Source organism: Coprobacillus cateniformis (assembly GCF_009767585.1).
In the GTDB taxonomy this organism is placed as follows: domain Bacteria; phylum Bacillota_I; class Bacilli_A; order Erysipelotrichales; family Coprobacillaceae; genus Coprobacillus; species Coprobacillus cateniformis.
Map to the genome: position 1 here is coordinate 1,128,146 of NZ_WSNW01000001.1, position 12,351 is coordinate 1,140,496.

The following is a 12,351-nucleotide window of genomic DNA, read 5'->3' on the forward strand; positions in this document are numbered from 1 at the left end:
CATCACTTCCATTTCCTTATAATTATAACTAATTCCCGCTTTAAAAGCAAAAAAAGAAACAGTTGTTTAAACTGTTTCTATTCATCTGATCCCTCGAATTGAGAACGATACAATGAGGCATAGAAGCCATCTTTAGCCAATAATGAATCATGATTTCCAAGTTCTACAATGTCACCATCTTTCATTACAATAATTGTGTCAGCATCACGAATTGTTGATAAACGATGGGCAATGACAAAACTTGTTCTTCCCTCCATTAGCTTTTCCATTCCTTTTTGAATTAATACTTCTGTTCTTGTATCTACTGAAGAAGTTGCTTCATCAAGAATCAAAATTTTTGGATCTTTTAAGAAAGCACGTGCAATTGTTAAAAGTTGTTTTTGCCCTTGAGAAATGTTAGATGATTCCTCATTGATCATTGTTTCATATCCATTCTCTAATGTTTGTACAAAATGATCAACATAAGCGACTTTACAAGCCTCCTTGACTTCTTCATCACTTGCATCTAATTTTCCATACATTAGGTTTTCCTTAATTGTTCCATTAAACAACCAAGTATCTTGTAAAACCATTCCAAATAATGATCGTAAATCCTGACGTCCAAAATCACGAATATCTTTACCATCAATAAGAATCGAACCACTATTTAATTCATAGAATCGCATTAATAATTTTACGATCGTTGTTTTTCCAGCACCAGTCGGTCCTACAATTGCAACAGTTTGCCCCGCATGAACATGTAAACTAAAATCATTAATAATCGTTTGATCTTTTAAATATCCAAAATTAACATCAGCAAAGGTAACAGAACCTTCAACTTTAGCCACCTCATCAGCAGTAACTTTTGGTGTTTCTGGTTCTAATTCTTCTTCACCTAAAAATTCAAAAACACGTTCAGTCGCTGCTGCTGTACTTTGTAACATATTCATTGTCTGTGCTAATTGTGTTATTGGTTGATTAAATTGTCTTACATATTGAATAAAGGCCTGAATATCACCAATTGTGATACTACCACCACCAGCAAGAACACCACCTAATAAACATACCGCAACGTATCCAACATTTCCAACAAATCCTGTGATTGGCTGCATCAAACCCGAAAAGAATTGTGACTTCCAAGCACTTTCATATAAATTATCATTATACTCATTAAATTGTTCTACTGAAGCAGCTTCACCATTAAATGCTTTAACCACATTATGACCACCATACATTTCTTCAATATGACCATTGACATCACCTAAAGCAGCTTGTTGACGCGCAAAATATTTTTGTGAACGTTTCATTACTAAACCAATCAAAACCATTGATACTGGTAATACGCAAACTGCGATCAAAGTCATAACTGGTGAAATAGTCAACATCATGATAAAGATTCCAATTACCGTTACTGTCGACGTAATTACCTGTGACATACTTTGATTTAGTGATTGTGCGATTGTATCGATATCATTTGTTACTCGGCTTAAAATATCACCACTAGTATGTTTATCAAAATAACTTAATGGCATCCGATCCATCTTTTGAGAAATTGATGTTCTTAAATCATAAGCAACTCGTTGTGAAATAGTTGAAGTAATAAAACCTTGTATATAACTAAATAAAGCACTAATCAAATACAATCCAACTAAAATCAAAATAATTTGACCAATATAATCAAAATCAATTCCACCAGTACCAGCTACTTTAGCCATGATACCTTCACTTAATTTATCTGTTGCTTTAGCTAAAATCTTTGGTCCTACGATTGCAAAAACCGTTGATGCTGAAGCAAAAATCACAACTATAACTAAACGAAAATAATACGGTCTTAAATATTTAAATAATTTACCTAAAGTACCTTTAAAATCTTTAGCTTTTTCACCGCCACGCATTCCGTGCATACCACCAGGTCCGAATTTAGGACCATTTCTTTTTGGTTGATTACTCATGTCCTAATTCCTCCTTTGATAATTGTGAATATGCGATTTCTTGATAGACATCGCAATTTTTCATTAACTCTTCATGGGTTCCTTTTCCAACAATCTTACCTTCATCTAAAACAATGATTTGTTCAGCTCCCATAATTGAAGCAATACGTTGTCCGACAATCAATACTGTATTTTTAGTCTTCTTAACCATCTTATCTAATTCTTGACGTAATTTAGCATCTGTCTTGAAATCTAGAGCTGAAAAACTATCATCAAAAATAAAGATTTCTGGATTTTTAGCAATAGCTCGAGCAATTGCTAAACGTTGTTTTTGACCGCCAGATACATTTGTTCCACCTTGTGAAATTTCACTATCTAATCTTTCTTCTTTATTATCAATAAATTCTTTTGCCTGAGCTACCCGAATTACTTCTTCAAGTTCATCGTCTGTAGCCTCAGGTGCACCATAAGTTAAATTTGATCTAATGGTTCCTGAGAATAATAATCCTTTTTGAGGTACTAAACCAATTTTATCTCTTAAATCATGTTGATTAACATCACGAATATCAACACCATCAATCTTAATATTACCTTCAGTTACTTCATAAAAGCGAGGAATTAAATTGATTAACGTACTTTTACCGGATCCCGTTGAACCGATAAATGCTGTAGTTTCGCCAGGTTTTGCAGTAAAACTAATATTTTCTAATACTGCTTCATTAGCACCAGGATATTTAAATGTAACATTATTGAATTCAACTAAACCTTTTTTACTTTCAATAAAAGCTTTAGGTTCCTTAGGATCAACAATTTTAGGTTCCATTGAAATAACTTCATAAATACGATCTGCTGCTACACTAGCCCGTGGCAACATAATTGAAATCATTGCAATCATCAAAAATGACATAATAATTTGCATTGCATACTGCATAAAAGCCATCATTTGTCCGATTGCAATATTACCTAAATCAATTTGTTTTGCTCCATAATATACAATCAATAATGTTACTACATTAAAAATGAACATCATAATCGGCATTAATGAAGCCATTGTTCGATTGACAAACAAATTGACATTTGTTAGATCACCATTAGCCTTTTCAAATCTTTCTTCACTATGCTTTTCATTACCAAATGCCCTAATTACTAGCATACCTGAAAGATTTTCCCGCATTGTTAAATTTAAACGGTCAATTAATGATTGTACGATCTTAAACTTTGGCATCACAATTGCAAAAGTAACACCAATCAAACAAAAAATCACCAATAAAACTAAACCAATAATCCAAGTCATTGATGGTGTATTATTAAAAGCTTTGATCAAGGCCCCAATTCCCATCATTGGAGCAAAACATACTATTCGAATGAACATAATTACGACCATTTGTACTTGGGTAATATCATTCGTTGTTCTTGTAATCAGTGATGCAGTTGAAAACTTATTGAATTCTCCATTTGAAAAACTTTCAACTTTCTCAAAAACATCACGACGTAATAATCTCGAAACACCAGCCCCAACCTTACTAGCCAAGAACCCACAAGCAACAGCACATACAGTACCAGCTAATGCAATTGCTAACATTTTTAACCCAGACCATAAAATATAGTCATTTTGAATCTTATCAGTATCACAACCTAGTCTAGAATATTCTGCTTTTACACCGTTACCGGCAGCAATTTTTAAAGTTGATTCACCCATCGTTTCCATCTGACTATCAATTTTACTAAACATTTTAGCTTTAGTTGTATTATCCATCATTGCTAAAGCATCGTAAGGTGTCATATTTGGCGGTAATTGCCCAAACTGTTCTTGATATTCTTTACTATTTTTATCCATTCCATCAATTGATGTTACCATCAACATTGGTTTAACTAAAATACTCTCTAAACGGTCTAATTTTTTTTCACTTAGATCTTTTAATTTATAGATATTTTGACCTTTTGCTTTAGGAAACTTATCTAAAGTATCTTTATCAAGATTACTGGGTTCAACTAATTTATATGCATCCATAAATTGTTGCTGATCCTCTTCATCCATCAGTACTAATAAATGATTATATGTTTCTTCACTCAAAACATCACTTACTGCACTATCAAAGCCACCAGCCTGAATTCCTACCGAAACGATATCCGACATATAATCAGGTAATGCTAATTCTGATTGTGATTGTAAGAATAATAATCCTACACAAAGTAGAATTGGTGCCCAAAACTTTTTAAAATAATGTTTTAATTTTAGCATTATTCTTCTCCTTTACATTTTTCAATATTCTTTTTCATGATATTAATAACATCATTAATAACAGTTATCTGTTCCTTAGAAACCCCTTCAAACATAATCATTGTTTTTTCTTTCATAATTTTGATTGCCGCCTCAATAAATACCTCTCCAGTTTTTGTAATATTTAAAATATAATTACGTTTATCATTTTTATCTTGTATTCTAGTTAAATAACCCAGTTTTTCAAGGCGCTGCAATCTCACTGATAAAGTCGCTTTAGTAATATTTAACTTCTTTGCTAAAGCATTTTGATTAATGTTTTGATGATTCTGCAACATAAATAATAACCTTGTTTGATCCGGTGATATATCAAACTTTTCTGTTTTTTCCATCATCATATAATGCATTGTTTTATTTAACCCTTGAAAATTATTAATTACTTCTTCAACATCATCAAAACTTATCTCTTCCATGATGTACCTCCTTTCATTAGTTAGATGACTAACTATTCCGTTAGTACACTAACCATTATAGTTAGTCTACTAACCATTGTCAACTATTTTATAATCAAGTAGCGAAAAATTTTAAATAATTTTCCTCTCTTACACCACTGTCCATACGGTTCCATATACGGCAGTTTAATTAAATTTCAATTTATATCTCAATAAATAATAATCCAAACAACTAACTAGTCTTTATGTGCTAGCCTTTCTTTTGCTACAGCACGCACAACACATGTTTTAGTTATCACGAATTAATAGCGTATGATATTTGTCTTGCTCTACCATGATTGACCCAAGTTTTCTAACACCATGACTAGGCTTTGGTATTTCAACCCTTTTAACAGGTTGTGGTTTGTAAAACCTTGTTTCGATTTGTCTTTTGATGTCTTTCTAGTTTTAATTAACATAATCTTTTATTTCATCATTGGCTACATTATCCACACGACTTGTACTTTTATAGACAAGTATCATATTTTTCTTAGATAAGACTTCCTCTAATAATTTAGACATAATTTGCATGCTCTTCTCCTTTTCACTTTCTAATGCCTAGATCCTAGTGTATATGTCCTTTGGCTCAAATACATTTCCGATGCACTATGCGATTCGTCGACAACTACGTTCACGAAGGACTTTCACCCTAAATGTATGACAAGTCGTCATACTTAAAAAGATGTCAAATTTGACATCTTAATCAACTAAATATTTTTCTAGTAATCTTACTACTTCAGCAATTAAATCATCACAAGTAGCACGATTAACTTTTTTATTTGTTTCCCATAATCCTAGTAGTTCTCCACAAACCACTGATCCATGAGAATCTTCAAATTCTTTACACAAAGCTGCTACTTTTTCATTAACAAATTTTTTTTATTTAACATCTGCTTCACCTTTACCATATTTAAGTCCTAAAGCCATAGCCCCACCAGTTAAAGTTCCGCAAATTTCTCTTGTCATCCCGACACCGCCACCAAAACCATAAGCAATAGTCATTGCCCTATCCATATCTAAATCAAATAAATCCACATATGCCCCAAGTACTGCCTGAGCGCAGTTATAACCTGAATGATGTAAAGCATATGCTTTTTTCACTCTTTCATCAATATTCATAATTTAGCCTCACTTTTATATAATTTAATTATAGTTTAGTGATAATTATAATCGATGTCAAAACATTAACAATTATGTATTCGTCTTGAATCTAACCCTTTAGAAAAAACTCACCATACAATAAATCATGATCAGAAAATGATGATTTTTTCAAACCACAATTCTTTAATTCAAAAAAATCTGCATAAAAAATATTATCAGGTGCTGCAAATTCGCAGAAAGTCTTGTATTTTTTATTCTCGTTGATACACTTTACCCCTTCCATTTTAAATTTATTGTTCATTTTAAATGAATTAAAATCACCAGCTAAGATGCTGTAACTGTTAAAATCAACATGCTTTTTTACATAATCCATTTGTTTAATACGATATTGATTATCCGCATAAGTTAAATGGGTATTATAAATATTAATTATCTGCTCATTAAAATAGAGCTTTGTTCTTGTAAGGATACGCGGTTCCCTTATTATGCTATTTGGTAATCGTTGAGCCATAACTTCTATTATAGAATATTTACTTAAGATTCCCAAACCATAGTAACCACTTAAAATCTACATGGTAGGATAAAAATAATAATAACAATATCCACTAGAATTTGCCATGATTTTTAGCATGTCAAAATTGCCTGAACGTAAAGAATTCTTATCTACCTCTTGCAAACAAATAATATCAAGTTTTAAATCAATAATATCCTTATTAAAACTTTTTAAATCATTTTTCCCATAATTTAAGGATTTTATATTATATGTTCCTATCCCCAAGGTATTAGTCTTTAAATTTTGAATCTTTTTTTGATCAACAAATTTATAACAATACTCATTAGTTAAGATGCTATAATAATAACGACCTGATATTATCATCAATAATATCTTAATTATTAATTTGAACTGTTTATTCATTTATTTACCTCAATTATTTACTAATTTATTATTGGATAAATTAGTAATTTTAATACAATCAAAATATTTATCTAACTTTCAAAATTCTAATCTGATTCAACTAAAAATAAAAAAGATATAGACAGTTAATTTGCCTATATCTATCTTATTTGCCCATTCCCAAATATTTTATATTTTGTTGATGTCATTTCCTGCAGTCCAATTGGGCCACGTGCATGTAATTTTTGAGTACTAATTCCAACTTCAGCGCCAAATCCAAATTCTCCACCATCAGTAAAACGAGTTGAAGCATTATGATAAACACAGGCAGAATCTAAAGAATCCATAAAATATCTAGCTGTATCTTCATTATCAGTAATAATACTTTCAGAATGTTTGGTTGAATAATCATAGATATGCTCAATCGCTTCATTGATATCATTCACAACTTTAATATTACAAATATAATCATCATATTCAGTAGCATAATTCTTGGTTGTTGCCTTATTGCCTTCTAGATATTTTAAAACTATTTCATCACCAAATATCTTAATTTTATCAAACCTTGGTTTTAATAACGTTAAAAATTCATTTGCAACACCTTGATGAACTAAAATAGTTTCAATCGCATTACAAACTGAAGGACGAGAAATTTTAGCATTAACTGCAACTTCAACAGCCATTTCTAAATCAGCTTCTTGATCAATGTATAGATGACAAATTCCTGCACCAGTTTCAATTACTGGGACAGTTGCATTATTTACAACATGTTGAATCAACCCTGCTCCTCCCCGAGGAACGACAACATCTATATAATTATTGGCTGTGATAACTTCAGTAACAACACTACGATCTGTTTTCTCAATCAAATTAACAACATTTTCAGGTAAAATATTTGTGATTGCCTCTTTGATTACCCTTACTAGAGCAATATTAGAATTAATCGCTTCTTTTCCGCCTTTTAGAATACAAACATTATTTGTCTTTATACAAATAGCAGCTATGTCAACTGTAACATTAGGGCGAGATTCATAAATAGTAGCTACTGTTCCAATGGGAATACGAACTTGTTTAATGATTAAGCCATTTGGACGTTTTATCTCACGAACAACTTCACCAATGCAATCATGTAATCCAGCTACTTTTAAAACATCATTAGCAATACTTTCAATACGTGACCTAGTTAATAAAAGTCGATCAACCATTGCCTCACTGATTCCGTTTTCCTTGGCGCAAGCAACATCCTTCTTATTTTCGGCCACGATATAATCAATATTAGAAATCAAATTTTTACTAATAGCTTCTAAAGCTTTTATTTTGGTATCTTTATCAATATTTTGCATCTTTCGACAAGCTAGTTTAGCCTGTTTTAATTGTTCTTCTATCATTAATTTTTCACTCCTTCTACTAATACCAGGTTATTTGCGTGAACTACTTCATCATAATCTTTATAATGTAAAACATCCTCGATTTCACTAGTGTTCAATCCTTTAATCAATCTTATCTCATCACTTGAGTAATTTACCATTCCACGTGCTAACAGACTATCATTACCATCAACAATATCAATAATCTGCGAAATTAAAAAATTTCCTCTTACCTCAATAATTCCCTTAGGCAACAAACTTGAGTGGCATGTAACTAATGCTTTTTTAGCACCTTCATCAACAACGATTGTTCCTTTTGGCATACTTCGATACATAATCCAATGTTGTCTAGAATTAAGGAGTCTTCCAGGTTTACCATCAAAATAAGTACCCACATCTTTTCCTTCAATCAGATCAATCAAAACGTTTGGTTGGTTACCATTAACAATAGCCATATCACAGCCAAAGTCATTACAAACTTTAGCTGCTCTAATCTTAGTAATCATTCCTCCAGTTCCAACCTTGCTTGAAGCATCTTTTGCCATGCTTTCAATTTCTTTAGTAATCCCATCGACATTACGAATCAATCTTGCATTCTTATTCGTATGTGGATTATCATCATATAATCCATCAATATCACTGACTAGTACAACCATATCTGCATTAACAGCCGGTACTACCAGTGATGCTAATGTATCATTATCACCAACTTTAATTTCTTCGACCGCTAAAGTATCATTTTCATTAATAATTGGAACTACGTCATATTCAATCAATGCCTGCATTGCATTGTTAAAATTCATCAACCGCTTACGATCATCAAAATCATCATGATTTAATAAAATTTGTGCACATTTTAAATTAAATAAGCTAAATAAATCTTCATATATTTGCATTAATGAAGCCTGTCCAATAGCTGCCAGAGCTTGCTTTTGAGGAATAGTTTGCGGGCGACATTCAAGATTCATTACATGAACTCCAGCATTAATAGCACCACTGCTGACTAATGTAATACTTATCCCTTTACGCTTAATATATGCTATTTGTTGAATTAAATTTAAAATTTTCTCTTTATTAATATTCCCTTCATCATCACATAATGATGATGAACCTATTTTAATAATTAGATTTTTAATATTGCTTAAATCTCGCATTCTAACTTCCCCCTGTAATTATTTTCTTAATTATACAAGGTTTATCTCATCTTCTCAACAAAAAAGTGTTTAAGCATAAATTACTCAAACACTTTATCTATCGATTTCAACTTCATAAATATATTTAAATTCACCATTGACCTTTAGCATAAATTTATTACAAGTATACTCGATTTCAAAAACGTGAATGCACTTGTTTGCTAATATAGCTGTTTCACCAGTTAGAGCAATTTTTAAAGTTCCATTTTTATTCTATATAAAAATTTTTTCATAATCAATATTTTGATCAACTAAAATTAGATATTTTTTTATTATTTATTCAATCATTATCAATATGTGCATTTTCTCAAAAATAAAAATCAGTATATACTAAAACTTTTTTAGTATTGTTATTGTGATTCTTTAGCCACTTTTAATAGATTATCACTCTTAACCTCTAAATCATAATCAAAATTATAATTATCCAAATTAGCAGCAAAGATTTCTAACCCCATTTCAATCAAAAAATCATAATAATACATATCATCGTTGTATATTGAAGATAACTTATGCTTTGATTAAATAATATATATGTTTTATTTTCACAAATTTATACATGTACTTTTAAAATTACCAGATCTCGATAATTAAAATGTAGAATTGCCAGCCATTGACAACTATCATAAGTAATATTTTTCTTTTCTTGTGTTGAAACCTAATTCAACCATCTAATAACTCCTCATAACTCAATTCTAAAGCTTTTGCAAGTATTGGATATCGTGATAGCTCCCATTTGCTGATTATCTTGTCTGATACACATAATTTTTCTCCAAATTCTTTTTGTGTCAAACCTTTCTCTTTTCATAACTCCATCATGAAGGATCCGCATTTTTCATTATCTATATTGCTCATATCTTTCACTCCTTGAGCCTATACTACTATTAAAATTCTAATTATTCAATCAACCATCGGTAGAGTTTATATTTATGACAAAATTACTTATATATAAAACTAATCAGGATATTTAGCTTTTATTTTCTGATTAATTTCCAATTTTCAAAAATATGATCTTTTTTTGTTACAGTGTTTCTAACAATTCCAATAATTTATCAGCATGCATAACTGCTTTTTCTTTCATTTCAGCCATTTTTTCAGTATCATTTCTATTTTGATAAGATACTCCGCCTGTATAGACATATCCAAAGTAATCCAATCCACACAAATTACACATTGCCTTTATCGGCGGGAGGAAATCTTCAATAGGATATTTCTGTGCCCCTTCATAACTATACATAAATTCTGGAGCACCAGTCGTAAAAGAAGCAATCAATTTCTTTCCTTTCAATTTATCACCGGTTGAACCGTGGGAAAAGCCATGCTGAAATGTTTCTTCAAGCCAGCGACTTAGTAATGAAGGCATAGCATACCAGAAAATAGGAAATTGCAAAACAATTATATCTGCATTTAAAAGTTTTTCTTGCTCTGCTTCAACATCAATTTGAAAATCTGAATAAAGTTTGTCTAAATAGACAAATTCAGCCTGTGGTAATTTATTTTCAAGCCTTTCTAATATTGCCTTATTTGCAACAGAATTATTTAAGTCTGTGTGTCCAGATACTACTAATATATTTTGCATAAGTCATTACTCCTTTTATTTCATTTTTTTAACCCAGTCAGATAATTCATCTGCACTAACATTTTCGTCAAATCTTTGCCCTTTCATCAAACGAGCACCCTTGCATGAATTTTCTAAATAATCGTTTGTTTTTCCCATTCCGCTCATTCCAGATGTCGCAAATGGAATAATTGTTTTATCCCTTAAATCGTATTGTTCAAGAAAAGTATTGATGATTGTAGGAGCAATATACCACCAGATAGGAAATCCTAAATAGATTATGTCATATTCTCCCATATCACTTATTTTTTTTTTAACGGCTGGTCTGAACGATTTATCGTTCATTTCTACTGATGAACGGCTTTTAGGATTTGTCCAATTCAAATCAGCACTTGTGTAAGGTTGTTCTGGTACGATTTCAAACAAATTCCCCTGCACAACTTCATTTAATCTTTCTGCTACTTTTTTGGTTACACCACTTGCACTAAAATACGCTACTAAAGATTTACTCATTTTTACACTACTCCTTTTCATATTCTATTTGTGTTAATATAAAATTATCTGTTCTGAAAAAGTCTGGTGCTGTTGCACTTACCTTTTGATGAGCAACACTTTGAATAACTTTGTCAAAATCTTGTTTACTTTCTACATCAATCGTCATAGTAACAACATCACTTAGACCAATCCACCCTTTACTTTTTTCTACGATAATTTCTTTGATTTCCGGAAGTTCATTTTTCATCTCTCCTTTTTATTTCTGCCCGACATGAAACATTTTGAAAAATTTATCAATATCCTCTGCATTTTCGTGGTTCATAAATACATTTTCACCCAAGTCCAATTCTTCAATTTTTTTCATTTCTTCATCTGATAGTGAAAAATCAAATATATTAAAGTTTTCTTCCATTCTATTTTTATGAGTCGACTTAGGAATAGCGATTATTCCATTCTGAATTAGAAAACGTAATGCTACTTGCCCGATTGTTTTATTATGCTGTTTTGCAATTTGCATTAAAACTTCATTCTCAAAAATACCTTGACTGCCTCTGGCAAATGGTGCCCATGCTTCCAATTTTGTTCCATATCTCTCTAAAAACTTTTTATCATTTTTATGCTGTTGGAAAACATGAGTTTCTAATTGATTTACCATAGGCTTAATTTCACTGAAAGTTGCTAAATCCATAAATCTGTCGGGGTAAAAATTAGACACTCCTATTGCCCTTACTTTTCCTAATTTATATGCTTCCTCTAAGGCTTTCCATGTTCCGTAATAGTCATTGAACGCCTGATGAATAAGAACTAAATCAATGTATTCTATCTGTAATTTTTTCAAAGACTCATGAAGCGAAGCCTTTGCCTTTTCATATCCAGCATTTTCAATCCAAATCTTTGTTGTAATAAATAATTCTTCTCTAGGTACACCACATTTTATGATTGCATTACCAACACCTTCTTCATTGTAATATGCTTGTGCTGTATCAATCAGTCTATATCCAGTTTTAATTGCTTCCAAAACGCAACGCTCTGTTTCCTCATTGCTCATTGTGAATGTTCCATATCCAAGTGCAGGCATTTTTACGCCATTGCTTAAAGTGATAAACTCCATTTTTTTCAACTC

The 12,351-nt window shown here is 31.2% G+C and carries 13 protein-coding genes and 1 pseudogene; all 14 read right to left on the reverse strand.

The window, feature by feature from the left end; translation table 11 throughout:
* Positions 1–77 precede the first annotated feature (77 nt).
* Entirely contained in the window at positions 78–1,931 is a 1,854-nt protein-coding gene (locus GQF29_RS05780; protein WP_160340758.1) for an ABC transporter ATP-binding protein, read from the reverse strand.
* Positions 1,924–4,152: an ABC transporter ATP-binding protein gene (locus tag GQF29_RS05785; protein ID WP_160340759.1), complete on the reverse strand. Its 2,229-nt coding sequence runs from the start codon at positions 4,150–4,152 to the stop codon at positions 1,924–1,926. Before GQF29_RS05785 ends, GQF29_RS05780 begins: the two co-directional genes overlap by 8 nt.
* The gene (locus GQF29_RS05790) at positions 4,152–4,604 is read right to left on the reverse strand and encodes a MarR family winged helix-turn-helix transcriptional regulator (RefSeq protein WP_160340760.1); all 453 of its coding nucleotides are present in this window, start codon (positions 4,602–4,604) and stop codon (positions 4,152–4,154) included. Before GQF29_RS05790 ends, GQF29_RS05785 begins: the two co-directional genes overlap by 1 nt.
* 717 nt (positions 4,605–5,321) lie before the next feature.
* Positions 5,322–5,741, reverse strand: a pseudogene (locus GQF29_RS05795) (C-GCAxxG-C-C family protein).
* A gap of 91 nt (positions 5,742–5,832) precedes the next feature.
* Positions 5,833–6,270 carry an endonuclease/exonuclease/phosphatase family protein gene (locus GQF29_RS18585; RefSeq protein ID WP_227158435.1) on the reverse strand — a complete coding sequence of 146 codons (438 nt, stop codon included), beginning with the start codon at positions 6,268–6,270 and terminating at the stop codon, positions 5,833–5,835.
* Between the two features lie 21 nt (positions 6,271–6,291).
* Positions 6,292–6,639, reverse strand: coding sequence for an endonuclease/exonuclease/phosphatase family protein (locus tag GQF29_RS18590; protein ID WP_227158434.1), 348 nt, complete (start codon positions 6,637–6,639; stop codon positions 6,292–6,294).
* Positions 6,640–6,779: 140 nt separating this feature from the next.
* Complete coding sequence (locus GQF29_RS05805; RefSeq protein WP_003537629.1) at positions 6,780–8,006, reverse strand: glutamate-5-semialdehyde dehydrogenase; 1,227 nt, start codon at positions 8,004–8,006, stop codon at positions 6,780–6,782.
* Positions 8,006–9,139 carry a glutamate 5-kinase gene (gene proB / locus GQF29_RS05810; RefSeq protein ID WP_008791651.1) on the reverse strand — a complete coding sequence of 378 codons (1,134 nt, stop codon included), beginning with the start codon at positions 9,137–9,139 and terminating at the stop codon, positions 8,006–8,008. The genes GQF29_RS05805 and proB overlap by 1 nt, the downstream gene beginning before the upstream one ends.
* Before the next feature lie 389 nt (positions 9,140–9,528).
* A complete protein-coding gene (locus tag GQF29_RS18815; RefSeq protein WP_003537621.1) occupies positions 9,529–9,660 on the reverse strand; it encodes a hypothetical protein in 132 nt (43 codons plus the stop codon).
* Between the two features lie 178 nt (positions 9,661–9,838).
* Complete coding sequence (locus GQF29_RS05815) at positions 9,839–9,967, reverse strand: helix-turn-helix domain-containing protein (protein ID WP_009009826.1); 129 nt, start codon at positions 9,965–9,967, stop codon at positions 9,839–9,841.
* Positions 9,968–10,196: 229 nt separating this feature from the next.
* Positions 10,197–10,754, reverse strand: a complete 558-nt coding sequence (locus GQF29_RS05820) for an NAD(P)H-dependent oxidoreductase (RefSeq protein WP_008791650.1) — start codon at positions 10,752–10,754, stop codon at positions 10,197–10,199.
* Between the two features lie 15 nt (positions 10,755–10,769).
* Positions 10,770–11,246 carry a flavodoxin gene (locus GQF29_RS05825; protein WP_160340761.1) on the reverse strand — a complete coding sequence of 159 codons (477 nt, stop codon included), beginning with the start codon at positions 11,244–11,246 and terminating at the stop codon, positions 10,770–10,772.
* 7 nt (positions 11,247–11,253) lie between these two features.
* Entirely contained in the window at positions 11,254–11,475 is a 222-nt protein-coding gene (locus GQF29_RS05830; RefSeq protein ID WP_226814606.1) for a hypothetical protein, read from the reverse strand.
* A 9-nt stretch (positions 11,476–11,484) separates the two neighbouring features.
* Entirely contained in the window at positions 11,485–12,339 is an 855-nt protein-coding gene (locus tag GQF29_RS05835; RefSeq protein ID WP_118232585.1) for an aldo/keto reductase, read from the reverse strand.
* Between the last annotated feature and the right edge of the window lie 12 nt (positions 12,340–12,351).

Excerpts from the sequence above, each read along its gene's own strand:
- GQF29_RS05780 (WP_160340758.1), bottom strand. The coding sequence starts at position 1,931 with ATGAGTAATCAACCAAAAAGAAATGGTCCTAAATTCGGACCTGGTGGT.
- GQF29_RS18590 (WP_227158434.1), bottom strand. The coding sequence starts at position 6,639 with ATGAATAAACAGTTCAAATTAATAATTAAGATATTATTGATGATAATA.
- GQF29_RS05805 (WP_003537629.1), bottom strand. The coding sequence starts at position 8,006 with ATGATAGAAGAACAATTAAAACAGGCTAAACTAGCTTGTCGAAAGATG.
- GQF29_RS05835 (WP_118232585.1), bottom strand. The coding sequence starts at position 12,339 with ATGGAGTTTATCACTTTAAGCAATGGCGTAAAAATGCCTGCACTTGGA.
- GQF29_RS05830 (WP_226814606.1), bottom strand. The coding sequence starts at position 11,475 with ATGAAAAATGAACTTCCGGAAATCAAAGAAATTATCGTAGAAAAAAGT.
- GQF29_RS05785 (WP_160340759.1), bottom strand. The coding sequence starts at position 4,152 with ATGCTAAAATTAAAACATTATTTTAAAAAGTTTTGGGCACCAATTCTA.
- GQF29_RS18815 (WP_003537621.1), bottom strand. The coding sequence starts at position 9,660 with ATGTATTATTATGATTTTTTGATTGAAATGGGGTTAGAAATCTTTGCT.
- GQF29_RS05820 (WP_008791650.1), bottom strand. The coding sequence starts at position 10,754 with ATGCAAAATATATTAGTAGTATCTGGACACACAGACTTAAATAATTCT.
- GQF29_RS05790 (WP_160340760.1), bottom strand. The coding sequence starts at position 4,604 with ATGGAAGAGATAAGTTTTGATGATGTTGAAGAAGTAATTAATAATTTT.
- proB (WP_008791651.1), bottom strand. The coding sequence starts at position 9,139 with ATGCGAGATTTAAGCAATATTAAAAATCTAATTATTAAAATAGGTTCA.
- GQF29_RS05825 (WP_160340761.1), bottom strand. The coding sequence starts at position 11,246 with ATGAGTAAATCTTTAGTAGCGTATTTTAGTGCAAGTGGTGTAACCAAA.